We start from the raw sequence: 17,040 nt of genomic DNA on the forward strand, positions 1-17,040 counted from the left end.
CCCGATTTCTTCCTGGTCCGGCCCTTCTAACGCAGTTCCCGTCCATTGCGAGCTCGCTTAAACTGCCATTACCATCTTTCGGAGGGCGGTCAGAAACCATGGTCAGACAGCAATGGCACTGCAGGTTATCAGGACGAGGAAGGATGGACGGTGACGGAAATGAAGGACGGAAGCTGCATTCTGCATGCGGCCAGCGGGCAGGCCGGCACCAACATGGGAATTTATGTTTTCGATCCTAACCTCTCCAGTTCTGACGATGACATAATCAGGAGTATCAGAGAGTCCATCAAAGGCATTGTCGGTTACAACTATTCGGTGGTAATCATCCCATCAGATATTTACGACCAGATCATTCCTGAGGTTGCAGGGAGAGGGGGGGGTTGAGGCCAAGTTTACAGCATCCAAGGAGATGCTTGCACTCTTGAATGCCATATCGTTTGCATCATCCGATGGCCGAACCTAGACGTTTGGGGATTACTGTCCTTTAGCAGTGTCCATAAAGCCGTTTGAGGAAATGCTCCACGAATCCTGGGAGTGGTTTAATGAAAGGTTCCCGCAACTGGATGTGCCCGATCCGGAAGAGGTGGGTATGGAGCACAGGCGGCTCAAGGCGACTGCCGTAAGGTATTTCTTAGAATCTGTGAAGCTCAAGCCGAACGAAATATACGTGGAGGTATCCTTCAGTAGAATGAAACCCGATGTATATGATGCACACAATAACATAGTATACGATGCCAAGACTTCACGCGGTAGGACACCCAGCGAAGAAATCTACGATCTTACGAAGTATTACGGACTATACCCAAAGGAGATAAGGCTGTCATGAGGCCCCCTGCCGTTGATACTGGACATCGAGAGCGTTGTAAACAGACTGAAGGCACTGCCCAGAATGGGAGTATATGTGCCCATGCTGGATGACGGGTTTAGGCTTGTAGGACTGGACGAACTCTTCAGGATCATGGATGAGAAATACAATGGGTTCTTATCTTACAAATAAACATGTCTATCATTGCTGGAGCCTTACCACTGGGTTGGTAACATTCAGTATAACGTCGTTAAGATTGATTATGCTTAGAGATTGAACCGCGAAGGCCACAATTAGAGACTCCGTTGAAAGATTAACGCAGGAGAACGCCCCGAAAAGTACCGTTCTATTGTCGCTTAGCCAACCGAGGACTGCAACAGGGACGGCCCGCATCAAAGGCCTTTCTGCCCGAGAAGTGCAGCGAGTAGAGAAGTACTTGATTTGGCAGGGCAACGCCAGTGAGTTGACAAAGATAGGAAAGGGAAGGCTGTACCTGTACCCTGACCATTAGGCCTATCCACCTTATTGCTGAGACGGGCACAGGACGGACACGTACCTGGCCATGTTAGAAACGAAAGCCGGGCAGTTACGCAGAAGGATCGATGAATACCTCACAAGAGATCTCGACGTGGATTTGCGTCCTTGTTGTCGACCTGATTACCTGGAGGTACGAAACGTCCGATCCCATGCGTTCCCACAAGGAACGGTTGGAACACCTCTTCGTGCTATTCGAGAGGTGCAGGCGATAAGTTTCGCCCCGAGAATTGAGGATCAATCCAAGACACATACAGAACCCTTGGGGGGGATAAAAACGGAGCACTGGAACTAGACATGCCTTTCCAGCCTGACGAAATAGAGTTGAAACTTGCCCCCTCTATTCATCATGGAGGCACCGGGCCGGTGTTCTGACGATCAGGAGGGGGGGACTACCAGTTCGATCAAGGATATCGATAGCACCGGGATCAGGAGTGCACTGAAAATCCACGTGACCTCATTGTCTGCAGCACCTTTCCTGACCTAAGGAAGCGCGGGAAAACCATCATGGATTTCCTATCCAGACTTACCGAAAGGAGGTTAGGCCAGGGAAGCGTTGCGGGATCCAAGGCTACCACAAATCATGATGCATGGTATTATATAAAAGCAAACAAATATTAAAAGCAGAATCATAAAAGCAAGGAATTTTCAAACGTATGCCGGGATTGGGGATTGAACCCAAGGCCTCCGGATTTCTCAGAGCGTGTCTTATGAGTCCGGCGCTCTACCAACTGAGCTACCCCCCCGGCAGGCGTGAGGAGTAAAGCTGAGCGTGAATTAAACCTTTCGCAGTTCAGAGGAGGTCCCAGACACCGCTCTCGTACTGCATGTACCTTAGGAGGGTTACCCTGCCCTCCACAGCGCTGCCAGCAACCACCTTCAGGTAGTCATGGGCCTCGCTCTCCGGCAGGAAGACGTTGACCTCGAGTTCGCTGCCAACTGGCCTGATGAAGTGCACGATCCTCATTATGTGCATCTCGTTCGATTGCCTCCTCATTTCCGCCAGGAGCCTGTGCCTGAAGTAGGCGTGGTAAAGGCCGGTGCTGCCGTCGATCTCCTCAAGGCCCTTACCGCCTGAAATGGGCCTGCTGGAATAGAGTATAACCTGGAACCCATCGGCATCGCGACGCTGCTCTTGGTCTCAGCAAGCAGTTCCACCTCGCCCAGGTTGCCCGTGAGCACCGGTAGCTCATCACCACCAGGGACCCTGTAGCTCACCAGCGTGACCCTGTACTCCTGGTTTATCCTGTCCATTATCCTCGTTATCCCTGGGCTTGGCCCCCCCAGCCAGTCAAGTACCACCTTGTCCTCGCCGGCGAACTTCACAAGCTCCTCGGAGACCAGGTTGATGTGGCTGTGGTGGAACCTGGCGTATATGTTCACATACCCGTTCATGCTGTCGGAACGGTTCATTGCAAAAGACGGCACCTCAAGCAGCTTCTGCACCACAGACATCTGCTCCACGTTGTTTATCCTCTCATCTACCACGTAGGCGTCCCTGGTCTCCCTGCAGTCCATGCGCCTCAGGGCCATTGAGAGCCTGCTGTCCAGGTCCTGTTTCCTCACGTATGTGGACATCCAGAGCTGCCCCGACCTGCTGTATATGAAAACGGGCAGCTTCATCCTCAGCTCTGCCGCCATGCGCATCAGTTCGGTGTCCTGCTTCACCCGGACAACGACCCGCACGTCGAGCGCCCTGTCGATGTCCCTGACTAGCATCTTCTTTCCATGTGCAAGGGATTATAACTTCTTTGCCCCCCCTCTTGCCCTGCGGTTTCCTTCACCTCTCTAGGAAGGCGCGGAAGGCCGCCTTCGCCTCTCCGCTGACGCTGAGCCTAGCCAGCTCCATGACGTTCCTGTGCACTGCATCCTGCAGTCCCATGAACCTTGACCTCGCGCTCCTCCTGCCGGGGCAGGTGACCCGGAAACCGCGGACACGAAGGAGAGGCACTCTGCCAGCGGGTCGGAGGAGACCGAATCTATGATGCCCAGCCCCCCCTGCGCTTCCTCCACACCAAACTCCCTGCCGGTGAGTATGTACTTCCTGAGCCTCCTGTCCTGCCCGGCGAATATGCAGCCGATGGGTGAGATCAGGCCTATCTTAACCTCCGGGAGTGCGAACCTCGCACCCGGCACTGAGGAGTTGAAGTCGGAGAGCAGGAGCATCTCGCAGCCCCCTCCGTATGCAAGGCCGTTCACTGCACAAGCCACAGCGAGGGGGGTGTGGAGGCGATCCTCCTGAAGAACGTGGATATCAGGGAGAAGAAGGCTACCGATTTCTCCTCGCTGTCCAGCCCGTACATGGAGGATATGTCGTCCCCCCCGGCGGAGAATGCCCTGCCAGTGCCTGTGAACACCATGCCGGCCAGTCCCCCCCTTTCCTCGGCCCTTGAAACGGCATCAGCCATTGAGGCCCACATCTCACCGTTTAGTGCATTCAGCTTCTCTGGCCTGTTCATCCTCACCACCATCGCCGGGCCCTCTTCCTTGATCTCTATCAGAGGCAGTACAATCACCATGGTGGGATGGTGCACACTTAAATATCAGTTCCCACTGTAACCCTGTGTTCATGTTCTATCCATCCCCCCCAGGGCCAGGACCGGAAGGTGCGAACTGGATTCCCGGGCCACTGGAATACCCAGACATTGACTACGATGCCATATTCTCGCAGGTCAGGAGGCTCGTGAAGTCTGTAATAGGGAAAGAACGCTCAGGCCTGGGCCTGGCCATAGGCGAGTTCGATCCCAGGATCGCCGCCTTCTGGGAGGTCGGTGGGAACTACCTTGTCCTCAACGGTGCCCTGCTGAGGAAGCTCGGTGAAACCGTGAAGGATCGTGGGGAGCTCAGGGACTACGTGCTCGTTGTCCTGATGCATGAATACGTTCACTCTCTCGGTTTCACCGACGAGCTGGCAACGAGGAAGATAACGGAACAGATAATAAGGGAAACCATGGGAGACAGGAGCAGGGCCGCAAGGATCAGTTCACAGGACCTGTGGTCCGTCTACCCACAGCTCATGGAGCCACACCCGTACATGGAGCGCCTCTGGTCATAGTGCCAAGGTTCAGCACCGAGGACCTGGGCTACATAGCCTAACGGCTCCTGGCAATCTCCTCCGTGGCGTGCAGGAAGGCCTTAACTTCGTCCGGCGAGTTGTAGTGCAGGAACGTTGCCCTCAGGAACGACTGCTTCCCGTAGAAGTCCTGCGCCATGTTCCAGTGGCTACCGCCTATCACCGTCATGGCATGCTTCTTCCAGTAGGTGACCTGCGCCTCGCTGTCCGGTATGCCTGTGAAACTGAATGAGAACGTCGTACCCCCCTCTCCCTGTACCTCGCCACGTCAGCTATCCCGTAGAGTTCGACACCCTTTATGGACACCAGGCCTTCCTGGTCCTCCAGGCCACCGAGCAACCACTTTGTCATGGTATCCTGGTACCCCTCTATCCTGGCCATCCCTTCCCTTACAGCGTTCCTGTCCACACTGTTCCTGCCGGAGAGCCCGGCTATGTACCTGACGACCTCCGACATGGCCGCGAAGTAAGCCTGGTCCCTGGTGCCAGTCTCGAAAAACGAGTGGTCCCCCCCTTGAGGCCTCCCTGTCAACGTGGAATGGGTCGATGAGGGACACTGCATCCTCGCTCATGTAGGCGAATGCGCCCCCCCTGGGCCCGAACATCTTGTATGAGGAGAAGACGAAGAAGTCGCAGCCTATGGCCTGGACATCGCAAAGCGCCTGCGGCATGTAGTGGACCCCCCCGTCGACCAGGAGTATGGCGTCGTTCTCGTGCGCAATCCTCGATGCCGCCTGCAGGTCGCTCTTGTTGCCCAGCAGGTTGCTCTCCGCAGTTACCGCAACTATCCTGGTCCTGTGGTCGGCCATGGAGGCCAGCGAGTCCATGTCGATCGTGCCGTCCTCCCTGTGCAGGGGGGGGACGGCCCTCACCTCTGACACGAAGCCGTCCCTTTTTAGCTGAATGTAGGGTGCGTAGTTGGCGAGGTGCTCCGACATGGTCGTGACTATGTTCGCATCCCTCCCCCCCTTGTGGTTGCGCAGTGCATAGGCGAACCGGAATATCATGGAAGATGCAGACTCACCGCTGAAGACATGCCTGCCAGACGGGGGGGCGTTGAACAGCATCGCTATGTGCTCCCTGCCCTCTGCTATCGTGTTCTCGTTCGCCACGCTCTCATCGTAGCCTCCGTCCGTGTTCGCGCTGAACCTGAGCCTGGCCTCCATCTCCGCCCTTGCCGCCGTGTCCAGGACAAGGCTGCCCGCGCCGTTGTCCAGGAAGGCCCTCTTCCTCCCGGTGAAGTCCCTCTCGGCGTAAGGGAACCTGCTCCTCACTTCCGCCACCGGGAAATCTGTGTCCTGCCTCTGCATGGCATGACATGGCAGATGCTGTATTAATGGGCTCCGGTGCCACATGCCCACCGGGCTCTCGTTCTGGACGCCAGGGGGGGGCCCGCCACCCAGGTGCAAAGCGACCACGTGCAGCTAGGGGGGGATGGGCATCGAAAAAACACCTGCACCAGGGCAGCCCCTGGCCCACCTGAAACCTGGCAACGCTGCGGGAATACCGATTAAATGCATTCAAAAAGGGGGCACAGGCCCACAAACAACTCTACCGATTCGCAGTTTCATTAAAGAATACCTGGGGAGGCACCCGGATACCCTGCCCCCCCCCCTCCAGGCTTGTCAGGCCAGGCACTGGACTCCGATGCCACCAGCGCGGCAATCTGCTGGCTGCTCAGCCTGGTGCCGCCATAGAGCATTATGAAGAGGTACTGGCCCACGTGTCCCACTACCACCGTGCTGTTATGCCCTCCCTGCTGCATCACATAGAAGTACTGCGCCTGCCCGGATGTCAGGTTGGTGGCGTTCCCCCGTGCTGTTCGCGGAAGCCTGGATCGATGAATAGGCCCTGTCGGCAAGGCTCGTGTTGTTCAGTGCAACATATCCCAGGAGGAGCAGTGAGGTGCTTGTCGTGTACCCGGACACGCCGAACCCGTGTATGAGGCTGAAGTTCCTGTAGTCCTGGTATGTGGCGTTATACGAGGAGTTCTGGAGTGCATTCCTGATGTCCTTCAGACCAGGGCCCTGCAGCGCAATGCTGAAAGAGACGTTGAAGTCGCTGGCCCAGCTCTGTCCCGTATCAGACATGAGGTCACTGTCCGTGAGGGCACCCGGAGGCGTCAGGGCACTCAGGTTGTACGACCTGAATATGGAGACCTGGTAGGAGGCGATCTGCAGGAAGCTGCCCGATGACCTGAACTGTGTTGAGTTGTAGAACTCGAACATGAAGAACTGGCCGTATATTGCATACAGTGCCTCCACGTAGCCGGTCGAAGTCCTGTTCCAGCCGAACACGTAGAAGTAAGAGTCGTTCACCCCCCCATATGACACGTTGGCCTTCCCGAGCCTGCTCAGGTTGCCGAACACGGTGGTGTTGAAGGACAGGATCGAGGATGAGTTCCTGAAATGCAGGAAACCTGAGATGAGGTTGCTCATATTCGTGTTCACGAACACTGCAGCCTGCATCTCCGTTATGTTACCGGGCACGCTGCTCATGCCTATCAGGGGCGGCGATGAACCGTTGGAAACGTATTCATACATCCTCTGGAACTGACTCACGTTATTCGCTCCCACAGTCAGGTTCATAACCTCATACCATGAGCCGCCTATCGACCTGTTCACCTCGCTCCCCCCCGGCACAACCAGCATACCCGGGGCTGTCTCGGGCTTCGCAGGTGATGTGGATGGCAGCTTGCCATGGTAGACGTAAACGTAAACCCCGACAGCGGCGACAACAACAACCACGGCCACCACGATGGCCACAGCCGATGACTTCATGCTAACTGCTAACGCTCTTTGATAATAAATTTTCGTATTCGCATATTAATAAATTAATAATATACTTTCCCATAAAATATTAACTTTGTTCATCAGTGCGCACTCCTGACCTGCACCGTCCAACGGGTGCTGCCCTCTTCCTGCCCAGGGAACTGATGCGACAAAAGGCAGGGCGGTCCAGGGATAAAGGGGATGGGTCAAAGAAGGTGCCACGGAGAGATGCCGGGCCACGTTCAGGCGGACGGCACGCGGGCACCGACCTCAGGCGTTTCCACCGTGGTTGCACTTGCGCAGCGCTGTGACCTATTGGCCAGGCCCGGCCAGTCAACTGTAAGACGCCAGTGCTCGGGACAGCTGCAACATCATGGTCCTGCACCCATAGGGTCACCTGGAAACAGCGAGCGTTAAGACTGTACCCGCCCGTGCCGGACACGATCGCTGGAGATCCCGGGATTCCGATCCTTCCCTACGCGTATCCCGTACTGAGCGCAGCCCCCCCTTTTTTTCTGGCCCGGAGAGCAATTCCTGGCCCCCCCATTTGGTTTGCGGGTTTTCCCCTGTTTTGCTCCCTTCCCCCCCTGCACCAGGGAATTTGGAACTATAGTTGTACTGTTATCTTTGATGGTTAAAATCAATTAATATTTCTCATAGAATTATTATAACTATATTTACAACTCGATTAAAATAACTATAATATTGAATTTTTTAAGTATTCTTATCGTATTATCAGCTTAATTCAATTAATTGAAATAATTTATCATAAATTTATAGATTATTGTCAATTCAAAGTTTCTATAAATTTCTGTACGTTCGTATATACTATATGTTTGAATGGGAGCGGCCACTCTCCTGGCAGGGCGCCTGAAGGGCCACCGTCCGCCTGTTACACCTAATCTGCCTACATATCGGCAACGTGCACTATTTTCGCGTCCTGGGTGCTGAAGTCGCAGCCCTCCTTCGTGTAAATCACAAACACCTCGTTCCTGTCACCGTTGTGCCAGTGAAGGTTTGCCGCCTGGCGCACCAGCCGTGAGGGCGCCCTTCTTCACCCGCCCCCCCTCCCACTGTGCGTGTATGAAATGAGCAGTCAGCGTTTCCTCATCCAGGACGACACCGAAACTGCTCTCCCTGTCCCAGTACTGCCCTGCCTGCGAATACCTCCCGTGCAGCAGGCTGATGCGGTAGTGTTCCAGGGCAATGTCCGCAAAGGCCGATGAAACATGCTTCGTGAATCCCTCACTGATGCGGGCGAACACCTCCTCCCTGTCCATGGACTCCGCATCCCTCAGGAACCTGGACCAGAACAGCATGTACAGGTCGTTGAATGAGTACCTGGCGGACATGTGCCTGTTCTCCAGGGTCACGGGATACTCCTTCCTCAGGATGCCATGCCCTCAGTTAGGAAGGATAGGTACCTGGAGAGCTCCCTTGCGGGGGGGATGCCTGTGAACTCAGATATGGCTGAGTGTGTCCGGAAACCGGATGCGACCGCCCGCATGATGTCCAGGTACCTGGTGTATTCCCTCGTGTGCCTGGCCATAAGATCGGTGGGGAAGTGCAGTGCGTAACCGTCCTGCTCAATGAGGGAGAGGACATTCGAGAGGGCATCCCTCTGCCGCACCCAGTTAAGGGCAACCGGCATGCCGCCGAAGGCCGCGAAGTTCTCTACCCTCTCGGCCGGAGATAGGTGTGGGAAGCTCCTCGAGAAGTCCGCGAAACTCATGCCAGTGACCCTTACCCTCTCAGACCCGGGGATCGAGTGCCTCTCCATCGCCTGTGCGTCGTTCCACACGAGGACCAGGAGGGCACCAGAGTCGTCCGGCACCCCCCCGACCATGCCTGGAACACCGGCTCAAGCGTCAGGCCTGAACCCCCCCAGGGCAGCTCGCAGTTGTCCACCACAAGGGCACCGGGGGCTGCCTTCCCCCCCATCCGGCTAACTATGGATACGCATTCACCTATCCTCTCCCTCATCTCGCCGTACGACCCATAGAGGCTCACAAACGCTGTCCCGTCCCTAGAGAGGTACCTGGCCAGCGTGCTCTTGCCCAGCCCTTCATGGCCGCATATATTCACAACATGTTTCTTCTGAAAATGTCTTTTCAGAAAGAGGTATTTCTCATAGTGACTGTAGTAATTCATACACTGTCAGCGGCGCAACTCATATAAAGGTCTCCACTTGCAGTTACAGAAACAGGGAGAGGTATGCACCTTGAGGCGTCCCTGGCCCCCCCGGGTGCGCCGAGGGCCCCCCCGGCAGAGTCCGGGCACCTGCCGCCCACTGCGCTCAATCAGCAGGCTCCAGCCTGGCAGCCCCCCCCTCCTCTGGCCCCCCCGGCAGCCGAGACCCCCCCACAAGGTCCCTGCTGTAGCCATATATTTCCCTGAAGACCAGGACAGATGAGAGGAGGCCGGCTGCGGGTGCCAGGGAAACGGCGAGCGTGGCTAACCCAAGGCCAACAGAGTGCACGAAGCCCTGGAAGAGGCTCACCGTCACGAAGGTGGGGAGCAGCGATATGAAGTTGCTGAAGCCCGTGGCCTTTCCCCCCCTGTAGCCCGTGTCCGCCACCATGGACTGCGATGTGAGTGTGGGCTGGCTGTTCCAGTGGTTGCCCCCCCAGACGAAGAGGAGCGCGAACAGGGGGGGCACCAGGAGGTACTGCCTGAGGACGAGCGACAGGCCCGCACCCACAAGTGACACTATGGTCGAGGCGTACCCGACCGTGCTGACCTTCCTGAGGCCGAGGCGCGGGAGCAACAGCGGGCCCGCTATGCCTGCGGGGGGGACGCCGAAGGAGTATATGGCTATGGTCACCTCCCTGGAACCTATGGGGGGGCCCGTTATGCCAAGCCCGGAGACGATCACCGGTATGAAGAAGGCGAATGTCCCCACCTCAAGCGTGCTTGCGGCCCCGGATATCCAGGAAAACACCGACGCCCTCCTCCTGGTCTGGTCGGAGAAGATCGACCTGAACATGGCCCTGAAGGTAACCCTCTCCTCCATCCTCTCCCGCCACTGGCCCGTCTCCGGCACCCTGAGCACCATGATGGCACCGGCCAGGGCGGGGAGCGCCGACAGGGCCATTGGCACCCTCCAGTCCATGGCAGAGGCGGGCCATGTAAGCATCATGAGGAGTGCAATGGTGTTGACCGAGAGGATGGCGAATGATGCCATGAGGGTGTTCATTGTGCCAGTGACCTCCCTCCTCCCGGGCCTTATCGTCTCCATGAGGAACGCGTACCCGCTTGCGAGATCCGCGCCCACAGGGAACCCGGTAATGGCCCTCAGGGCGAGAAGCGAGGCGAAGTTCCGGACGAAGAGTGTCGATATGCCCGTGGCCGCGAACAGCACCATGTTGAGGAGGAAGACCCTCTTCCTGCCGAGGGCATCGGTCAGGTAACCGCCCGCAAGCGATCCGACGGCAGCGCCCCCCCTATGACGGCAGAGGTTACAAGGCCCATGGCCAGGGAGCCCAGGTGGAAACCCCCCCTCTCTATGAACGCGGAGAGCATCGGGACCGAGAAGTAGTTCCACTCGTCCACGAATATAGCCAGGAGCGAGACAGCACTGATGTATCTGGGTGACACCGACGTTCCTGCCAACGGCACACCTCCTCCTGCGATTACGATGCCATAGTTATGCCTGGGCATGTGTGCAACACTTGCACAGATTTTCTCTGGCCTGTAATGGCCCAATGTGAGATGGCCACAAGAGAGAGCGTCTCCTGTGCCCTCCTCCCAACGGTTTTATTCCTCACGTTCCGATCCCTTATACGTATATGGATACAAACAAGGTTGACTGCACGGGGGCCCACGTGCGAACTTAAAGGGTGGTAAAAGGGCAAGTCAGGGAAGTATAGGCCTGGAATTGCGTCAGCGCCGATCCTCCGGCTGCCTACCATAATAAATATTGTCTGGATGTCCTAAACCCTTCAATTCTGTTTTTATTAATGCGCCATATATATCCTTCCTTCCCTTGTGGTACCAGGTGAATGCGCATGGCACTGCCAGGCAGGACCGACCATCCGCCTACCCCGTCCTGTTGCCATTGTGGCTGAATTCGTGACAGCATGTTTTTATAATAATGTGCTAATAGAGACATGGTAATTGGAGTTGTCAGATTTCGGTTCACAGAAAGTGGTACAGAGGGTCAGGGACTGGGCTCACAGTAACTACGGTGTTCCTGAGAATGGAGTGAACATCTATTACCTCAAGAGGCTTGGGAACGGCACCTGGAGGGCGAGGTGTTCGTTCATCTACAACAACGAGGAGAAGAAGTTTACCCTTACCATAGGCAGCGACGGCGAGATCACGTCATATTCTGACCTGTCAAGGTCAGGGCCCTCAGAGATGGGGGCCGCGCCCACCATGGTGCTGATAGCAGAAGTCTTCGCTATACTGGCGCTCATAGGCTTCACTTTGGGCGCCATAGTGCTCCTCGTATCCTATGCAACTTCTGTTTCTGTGGCAGGCGCCGGATTGTCCTTTATCAGTCCTGCAATCTTCATATTCCCGGGCCTGCTCATCATCCTGGCCGTTATCAGCGGTTATATAGTTAGCAGGACACTGAAGATCAGGAGTTACATTGAGCAGGGGGGACGCTGTAGCTGCCCTCCAAATAGACAGTGTTGGCCTGGGCGTGCTGGCACTGCTCTTCAGCGGCGTCATCTCTGGCATCCTGCTCCTCCTGGCCAGGGAAGACCTCCGGAGGGCCTCACAGTAAAGCAGTTGAGGAAGGCGATTGCACCCTGAACCTAGAGTTTTCCGGTTCGGAAGGCCCTTATGTTCATTCGTTTATCATACTATACGAATAATTGATATATTCGTATATTATAGTAAGCTAATGTGGGAGAGATATCCCATGAACGACAGGGCACTGTACAGGTTCAACGAATGGTGGGCAACCGGTTCAGTGAGGAAAAACCTGACCGGGACGTTCAGGCGTGAGGACTACGCGAAGTGGAGGGAACTGCTGGGCCACAGGAGCATCCTCCTTTTCTACGGCCTCAGGAGGGTTGGCAAGACCACAATGATGCACCAGCTCATAGATGACCTCCTCAGGTCAGGTGTGGAACCCGAGAGGATACTGTACTTTTCATTCGACGAATCCCCCCCTGGCGATTTGGACGCAGTGATTTCATCGTACGCCAGGTCGGTCCTCAAGAGACCTTTGGCCGAGGCCCGAGGCGTATACATCTTCTTCGACGAGGTGCAGAAGGCCAGGGACTGGGAAAACAAGGTCAAGATCTACTACGACCTATACCCGGGCATCAAGTTCGTCCTCTCAGGCTCATCATCGCTGAACCTGGCCAGGAGGTCTTCTGAAACTCTTGCAGGCAGGATCATGAGGGTCAGGGTTGAGCCCCCCCTCTCGTTCAGGGAGTTCTGCAGGCTCAGGGGGGGCCATGACATTTCCTACGATAGGCTTAGGTATGCCGGCGACGCCCTGGAACCACTGCTGTCAGAATACATGGAAAAGGGCGGCTTCCCTGAACTTGTGGGGGGGGAGAGCGATGGGTTCAAGATAAGGGAATACGTGAGGAGCATAGTCATCGACAGGATAGTGGCCAGGGACATACCGGAGGAGTTCGGTATCAGGGACCTGGACCTGCTGAGGAGGCTCACCGAGGTCCTCATGCTCAACCCGGGCATGATCGTGAACCTTGACAAGCTGGCCTCGTCCCTGGGGGGGAGGAACCGCATTACCGTGTCGAACTTCCTCTCATACATGGAGTATTCATTCCTGATAAGGACGGTCGGGAACTACCGGCCGGGCGTGGAGGCTGCATCCAGGAAGCTGAGGAAGGCCTACCCGTACCTGCCCGCATTCCACACCGCCATGCTCGGGGGGGCCAGCGGAGCCCAGGACCAAGGGAGGATCCTGGAGAACACCATGGCCTCGGTACTTGAGCCTGAATTCTACTACAGGAGCGGTGATACCGAGATAGACTTCGTCTTGAGAGAAGGGGGGGGAAAGGCAATACCTGTGGAGGTGAAGAGCGGAACCTACCGAAAACAGGACTTCGCAAGGGCATTACAGAGGATTGGATCTGACAGGGGCATAATCGTGAACCGGGAGCGGTGGGCTGTCACCGGCACAGACCACATGAGGATACTGGAGTGCCCCCCCGCATATGTGATGGCGATGGATCCACAACGTGTCTTGGGCGACCTGGCTCCATTCCATGAGGTGGGCCTGTGCTCCAGTTTCAGGGGGGGTGGCTGCCCATGGTACCTGGCTCACGAATGCCGTATAATAATAGTTATACTGCGTTATGGAGCCTGTTCACAAACCTGGAGTTCTACGAGAAAAACTTCTAATTATTACTGCTAGATGTGTGTTGCAAAATTCCTCTGTACAATAAAGTAAGGTAGAGTGATTTATCGTTGTCACTGCAAGACAATCACACCTATAAGCAATAGAAGCACAGAGAGGTATCGGATCGGTCCAGATAGAGGGTTGGACATGTACAAGAGGGCCCAGTGGGCAGGATCGAGAAAATGAAGGGATCCATCATTTTTGATGGGCTGGAAGGCCCTCCTTGGAAAGCAACGGGGGGGGAAAGAGGAAGCATCCCGATAGGACACCAGATACATTCATAACATTCCTTGCCAGGCTAAGGGCAGTATACGATGTACCTTACAGACCATTTGAAAGCTTTGCAAGAATATTTGCAAAAGCCACAGGTACAGCAACAGTATCCTGTACAAGCATATTCCGAAGAATAAGGAAGATCGTGCTTGAACTCCCTATTCCCGTGGAAGGCCCCTGGACTGTGCAATAGATACAACAGGATTCGAGAGCATTATCAGGGTGACTATATGGGAACAATGTGGATCAAGGAGAGAAGGTGATGATCAAAGCTCCAATCTGTCCCTAATGGGTGTCCCTGTGCTATCATTTGCAATCGTAGACGGACGTGTTCCATGATGCCAAAATTGGAACAAAAATTCTGAAAGAAATTAGTGACAGGACAAAGAAAATATTTGGAGGCAAGAGAAATGATTCCAAGTAAACTCACAGTATGTTAGGAGTGTACATACAGTCATATATTTATATTGGTGTTGCCATTCTATGCACTGTCAAAGGTTCACTGATCGTTTTTACCGTTGAAAGGTCCGGAAAAGGTGTCAGCCCTGCATCATATTCTGCGTTGTACAGGAAGCTATATGGCTACAACAACTCATCCCACTACGGAAAGTACCACTCCAGGATCCCAGGATTCCTTGACCGGATTGGATACATCAAATACGCAAATGGTGTGATCCTTGTACCGAGTGAGAAGAGCAGCCTTGTTATCGAGTACCTCAAGGAGAACGGTGCAAAGGTTTTCTAGTGGGAGGTGGAGCTGTCAGAGAGGGAGGAAAAAGATCTGCGGGATGGGAAACATTAGCAGAACCGGCTAAACTCTATTTATATATTTATTCAACACAGCACTGATACTGTGATTTTATGCTTAACTTTAAGAAATCTAGAGTTATGCACCATTGTGAGAATGGCCTATATAGGGGATTTCATAAACCATGGAAAATCATTAAAAACCAGTGGGACATCAATTATAATCCTTCTCTCTCTTCTAGAAGATGTGGATTCCATCGATGTGTTTTGTCCGCAAGTGAATGAAGATATTGAAGAATTTGAAATCCCACCCAAGGTTAAGTTACAAGAATTTTATACATATGATGATTCAATATCGATTCTTCGTCTTTTGAAGATAAAATGGAAGAATTATGACACTGTCATTTTCAATATGCTACCAACCGGCTTTGGTAATGGGACTCTTGCAAATGCCATTGCTCTATTTGTACCAATATTATTGGTGAAGTTTTTCAGAAGAAAAAATATTAAGATTATATACCACAATTCAGTGTTCACCAATGATGTCAGGAAATTAGGTTACAACTCTACATTCGACAAGATACGGTCATTTTTTCTCAGAATAGTTGAAAGGATCTTGTTCAAAAATGTCGCTACATTTGTACTACTTAATTTATATAAGAAGCGAATAGATGATGCAATAGGATATAATAAAGTACATTTTTTGAATTGGAAATATCTCGAAACAGTTCCTACGCTCTATCTAAATGAGATAATAAATTTTCATGATATAAAAACTCAAGATAGTAATATCCCAACAATACTTATGCATGGTTCATGGGGGGGGCCCAAAAGAACATTGAATTAGGTTTAATGGTTCTAAAGAAACTTAAAGATGAAGGTGAGGAATTTAAGTTAGTAATTTCCGGTGGTATAAATCATCATTTCCCAGACTACGAGATAAAATTTAAGGAAATCCTGCGTTCATATTCCGGGCTAATTGATGAATACCTTGGTCCTATTACAGAAAGGGAGATCACGAAAATTTTTTGGAAGCCTCTCTATTAATTCTACCGTATAATGCACCAGGGGGGCTTTCTGGAGTGCTGGAACAGGCCATATTCTTTGAAGTGCCAACTATTGCTATCGATTTTCCTGAGTTTAGGGAGCAAGCGGCAGGAGTGGGCTTTGTGAGACTAGCAAATTCTGTGAGTGATATAGAAGACTATGTCCGCGAATTTCTAATGAATTGGGATGCGTATAATGCAAGACAAAGGAGGATAAATATTAGCAAAAAGATAACACAGGCAACTGATAACATTAGAGTGCTTTTACGCAATGATTAACGAAATGACGCATACCCGTTGAATCATGCAATCAATCATAAGACGAAAAATTTTGATATGATTAGAATATATCACCCTGAGAATGCTGTCACGCCAAGAGAAAAAGCAATTTAATAGGTATATGTCTCAATTTGAGAATTTCAGAAGAGTTGAACTTAAGAATGGTGTGGACCCGGAACCATTCAGGATGCCGTTGTTCAGTAAAAATTTTGCCAAGAGGGTTGGGGGGGTGTTAAGTAAATACAGGCATATAACGCAATACCTTAAAGTAAATTCAAAGAGAGGAAAAGCGCTGGATTTCGGCACAGGGTTTGGAGCATTTCTTCCAGTTTTATCCGAATTGAACGATGAGGTCATAGCGGTAGACGCATTTGACGATCAATTAAGGGCAGCCAAAGATCTCTGTCTCTATATGGGTCTGAAAAATGTGACAGTGTTGAAAGTAGCAAGAATTAATGGCCTTTCTGGGTTCGAAGATTCCACTTTCGATACTATACTTGCCACTGATGTGCTTGAGCATAATCTCAATTATAAAGATATAGTAGTTAAGTTAAAGCGTGTATTGAAAACCGGAGGCCCGTTAATTGTGTCACTTCCCCCCCGGGAACATTTGCTTTACAGAATCTTTGCAAGGAGAGAAGTTGAACATGACAGGGAGAGAGGACACGTATATCACTCAAGCAAGGGAGCTGACGAGGTGGAACTGTTTTTGCTTAAACACTTTGATCTAGAATTGAAGGAGAGCGCGCACACATTCATACATTATACCTTATTAAGAGGTGGGTGATCACGAGGATACTTTCTTATTCTGATCATTTGGTCGTTGGTGACATTGCAAAAGCCGTCGCTATACGAGACGCCTCACGTCTTGATGGGCACGAATTTGTCAAAAATAACATGATGTTAGAAATAGTCCATTCTATTTACGATTATATCTGCGATACTACTCTCTTTAAAGCAATATCAAACCTATTCTATCAATATACCTCTATTCTATTCTATCAATATACCTCTATTCTCACTGAAATGATAGCCGATAGGTATATTGTGAGCATTCCATATGGTTTCTTTGGCTTTAAATTCGTTGTTGATGCGATTGTAAAATGTTGATTACTTTGAAATTTATCACTATGTGGGAGATGACCGAGCAATTAAGACACCAGGCAGGGTAGAGAAATGCTGCGC

26 protein-coding genes and 1 tRNA gene are annotated in these 17,040 nt (G+C 52.6%); 13 read left to right on the forward strand and 14 right to left on the reverse strand.

The genetic code is table 11. The features are described 5' to 3' along the window. The first annotated feature begins 150 nt into the window (after positions 1 to 150). The 3 genes from JCM13583_RS01840 (at position 151) to JCM13583_RS13570 (ending at position 997) form a co-directional block, all read left to right on the forward strand. Entirely contained in the window at positions 151 to 384 is a 234-nt protein-coding gene (locus JCM13583_RS01840) for a hypothetical protein (protein WP_075056471.1), read from the forward strand. 106 nt (positions 385 to 490) lie between these two features. Further along, positions 491 to 826, forward strand: coding sequence for a hypothetical protein (locus tag JCM13583_RS01845; RefSeq protein ID WP_162509207.1), 336 nt, complete (start codon positions 491 to 493; stop codon positions 824 to 826). Between the two features lie 12 nt (positions 827 to 838). Continuing rightward, the gene (locus tag JCM13583_RS13570; RefSeq protein WP_171823348.1) at positions 839 to 997 is read left to right on the forward strand and encodes a hypothetical protein; all 159 of its coding nucleotides are present in this window, start codon (positions 839 to 841) and stop codon (positions 995 to 997) included. A gap of 999 nt (positions 998 to 1,996) precedes the next feature. Here JCM13583_RS13570 and JCM13583_RS01850 read toward each other — a convergent pair. The 5 genes from JCM13583_RS01850 to JCM13583_RS01870 form a co-directional block, all read right to left on the reverse strand. Beyond that, positions 1,997 to 2,083, reverse strand: a tRNA-Met gene (locus JCM13583_RS01850). Between the two features lie 49 nt (positions 2,084 to 2,132). Continuing rightward, positions 2,133 to 2,336 carry a hypothetical protein gene (locus tag JCM13583_RS01855; RefSeq protein WP_075056473.1) on the reverse strand — a complete coding sequence of 68 codons (204 nt, stop codon included), beginning with the start codon at positions 2,334 to 2,336 and terminating at the stop codon, positions 2,133 to 2,135. Next, positions 2,333 to 3,058 (reverse strand): hypothetical protein, encoded by a 726-nt coding sequence (locus JCM13583_RS01860; RefSeq protein ID WP_075056474.1) that lies wholly within the window; start codon positions 3,056 to 3,058, stop codon positions 2,333 to 2,335. Before JCM13583_RS01860 ends, JCM13583_RS01855 begins: the two co-directional genes overlap by 4 nt. 69 nt (positions 3,059 to 3,127) lie before the next feature. Beyond that, positions 3,128 to 3,538, reverse strand: coding sequence for a hypothetical protein (locus JCM13583_RS01865; RefSeq protein ID WP_171823349.1), 411 nt, complete (start codon positions 3,536 to 3,538; stop codon positions 3,128 to 3,130). Continuing rightward, a complete protein-coding gene (locus JCM13583_RS01870; RefSeq protein WP_162509209.1) occupies positions 3,535 to 3,858 on the reverse strand; it encodes an enoyl-CoA hydratase/isomerase family protein in 324 nt (107 codons plus the stop codon). Before JCM13583_RS01870 ends, JCM13583_RS01865 begins: the two co-directional genes overlap by 4 nt. A gap of 44 nt (positions 3,859 to 3,902) precedes the next feature. Between JCM13583_RS01870 and JCM13583_RS01875 the strand changes: the two genes are divergently transcribed. Continuing rightward, positions 3,903 to 4,394 carry a hypothetical protein gene (locus JCM13583_RS01875; protein WP_075056477.1) on the forward strand — a complete coding sequence of 164 codons (492 nt, stop codon included), beginning with the start codon at positions 3,903 to 3,905 and terminating at the stop codon, positions 4,392 to 4,394. A 37-nt stretch (positions 4,395 to 4,431) separates the two neighbouring features. Here the strand turns inward: JCM13583_RS01875 and JCM13583_RS13575 are convergent, their stop codons facing one another. The 9 genes from JCM13583_RS13575 to JCM13583_RS01900 form a co-directional block, all read right to left on the reverse strand. Beyond that, positions 4,432 to 4,581, reverse strand: coding sequence for a hypothetical protein (locus tag JCM13583_RS13575; RefSeq protein ID WP_171823350.1), 150 nt, complete (start codon positions 4,579 to 4,581; stop codon positions 4,432 to 4,434). Beyond that, the gene (locus tag JCM13583_RS11810; RefSeq protein WP_171823351.1) at positions 4,578 to 4,718 is read right to left on the reverse strand and encodes a hypothetical protein; all 141 of its coding nucleotides are present in this window, start codon (positions 4,716 to 4,718) and stop codon (positions 4,578 to 4,580) included. The genes JCM13583_RS13575 and JCM13583_RS11810 overlap by 4 nt, the downstream gene beginning before the upstream one ends. Next, the gene (locus JCM13583_RS01880) at positions 4,681 to 5,721 is read right to left on the reverse strand and encodes an aminotransferase class V-fold PLP-dependent enzyme (protein WP_075056478.1); all 1,041 of its coding nucleotides are present in this window, start codon (positions 5,719 to 5,721) and stop codon (positions 4,681 to 4,683) included. The genes JCM13583_RS11810 and JCM13583_RS01880 overlap by 38 nt, the downstream gene beginning before the upstream one ends. A 260-nt stretch (positions 5,722 to 5,981) precedes the next feature. After that, a complete protein-coding gene (locus JCM13583_RS13580) occupies positions 5,982 to 6,149 on the reverse strand; it encodes a hypothetical protein (RefSeq protein ID WP_171823352.1) in 168 nt (55 codons plus the stop codon). A gap of 7 nt (positions 6,150 to 6,156) precedes the next feature. Continuing rightward, positions 6,157 to 7,191: a hypothetical protein gene (locus JCM13583_RS01885; protein WP_075056479.1), complete on the reverse strand. Its 1,035-nt coding sequence runs from the start codon at positions 7,189 to 7,191 to the stop codon at positions 6,157 to 6,159. Positions 7,192 to 8,177: 986 nt separating this feature from the next. Continuing rightward, positions 8,178 to 8,555, reverse strand: coding sequence for a hypothetical protein (locus JCM13583_RS01890; protein ID WP_075056480.1), 378 nt, complete (start codon positions 8,553 to 8,555; stop codon positions 8,178 to 8,180). A gap of 14 nt (positions 8,556 to 8,569) precedes the next feature. Then, positions 8,570 to 9,016 carry a hypothetical protein gene (locus JCM13583_RS01895; RefSeq protein ID WP_162509212.1) on the reverse strand — a complete coding sequence of 149 codons (447 nt, stop codon included), beginning with the start codon at positions 9,014 to 9,016 and terminating at the stop codon, positions 8,570 to 8,572. Further along, complete coding sequence (locus JCM13583_RS13585; RefSeq protein WP_171823353.1) at positions 8,926 to 9,267, reverse strand: hypothetical protein; 342 nt, start codon at positions 9,265 to 9,267, stop codon at positions 8,926 to 8,928. Before JCM13583_RS13585 ends, JCM13583_RS01895 begins: the two co-directional genes overlap by 91 nt. A 211-nt stretch (positions 9,268 to 9,478) precedes the next feature. Then, entirely contained in the window at positions 9,479 to 10,726 is a 1,248-nt protein-coding gene (locus JCM13583_RS01900) for an MFS transporter (RefSeq protein WP_075056482.1), read from the reverse strand. Between the two features lie 572 nt (positions 10,727 to 11,298). Between JCM13583_RS01900 and JCM13583_RS01905 the strand changes: the two genes are divergently transcribed. From JCM13583_RS01905 to JCM13583_RS01940, 9 genes are all read left to right on the forward strand, one after another. Further along, positions 11,299 to 11,943: a hypothetical protein gene (locus JCM13583_RS01905; RefSeq protein ID WP_162509214.1), complete on the forward strand. Its 645-nt coding sequence runs from the start codon at positions 11,299 to 11,301 to the stop codon at positions 11,941 to 11,943. Between the two features lie 91 nt (positions 11,944 to 12,034). Next, entirely contained in the window at positions 12,035 to 13,525 is a 1,491-nt protein-coding gene (locus tag JCM13583_RS01910) for an ATP-binding protein (RefSeq protein ID WP_162509215.1), read from the forward strand. Between the two features lie 208 nt (positions 13,526 to 13,733). Next, positions 13,734 to 13,976 (forward strand): hypothetical protein, encoded by a 243-nt coding sequence (locus JCM13583_RS11815; RefSeq protein ID WP_162509216.1) that lies wholly within the window; start codon positions 13,734 to 13,736, stop codon positions 13,974 to 13,976. A gap of 249 nt (positions 13,977 to 14,225) precedes the next feature. After that, entirely contained in the window at positions 14,226 to 14,528 is a 303-nt protein-coding gene (locus JCM13583_RS11820; protein ID WP_162509217.1) for a hypothetical protein, read from the forward strand. Positions 14,529 to 14,687: 159 nt separating this feature from the next. Next, positions 14,688 to 15,377 (forward strand): hypothetical protein, encoded by a 690-nt coding sequence (locus JCM13583_RS01920; RefSeq protein WP_075056486.1) that lies wholly within the window; start codon positions 14,688 to 14,690, stop codon positions 15,375 to 15,377. Then, on the forward strand, positions 15,347 to 15,577 hold the full coding sequence (locus JCM13583_RS01925) for a hypothetical protein (protein WP_162509219.1): 231 nt from the start codon (positions 15,347 to 15,349) through the stop codon (positions 15,575 to 15,577). The genes JCM13583_RS01920 and JCM13583_RS01925 overlap by 31 nt, the downstream gene beginning before the upstream one ends. A 35-nt stretch (positions 15,578 to 15,612) precedes the next feature. Continuing rightward, positions 15,613 to 15,855, forward strand: a complete 243-nt coding sequence (locus JCM13583_RS01930; protein ID WP_075056488.1) for a hypothetical protein — start codon at positions 15,613 to 15,615, stop codon at positions 15,853 to 15,855. 166 nt (positions 15,856 to 16,021) lie between these two features. After that, on the forward strand, positions 16,022 to 16,642 hold the full coding sequence (locus tag JCM13583_RS01935) for a class I SAM-dependent methyltransferase (protein WP_171823354.1): 621 nt from the start codon (positions 16,022 to 16,024) through the stop codon (positions 16,640 to 16,642). Further along, complete coding sequence (locus tag JCM13583_RS01940) at positions 16,639 to 16,965, forward strand: hypothetical protein (protein ID WP_075056490.1); 327 nt, start codon at positions 16,639 to 16,641, stop codon at positions 16,963 to 16,965. The genes JCM13583_RS01935 and JCM13583_RS01940 overlap by 4 nt, the downstream gene beginning before the upstream one ends. The last annotated feature ends 75 nt before the right edge of the window (positions 16,966 to 17,040 follow it).

The organism is Thermogymnomonas acidicola JCM 13583, from assembly GCF_001316105.1.
In the GTDB taxonomy this organism is placed as follows: domain Archaea; phylum Thermoplasmatota; class Thermoplasmata; order Thermoplasmatales; family Thermoplasmataceae; genus Thermogymnomonas; species Thermogymnomonas acidicola.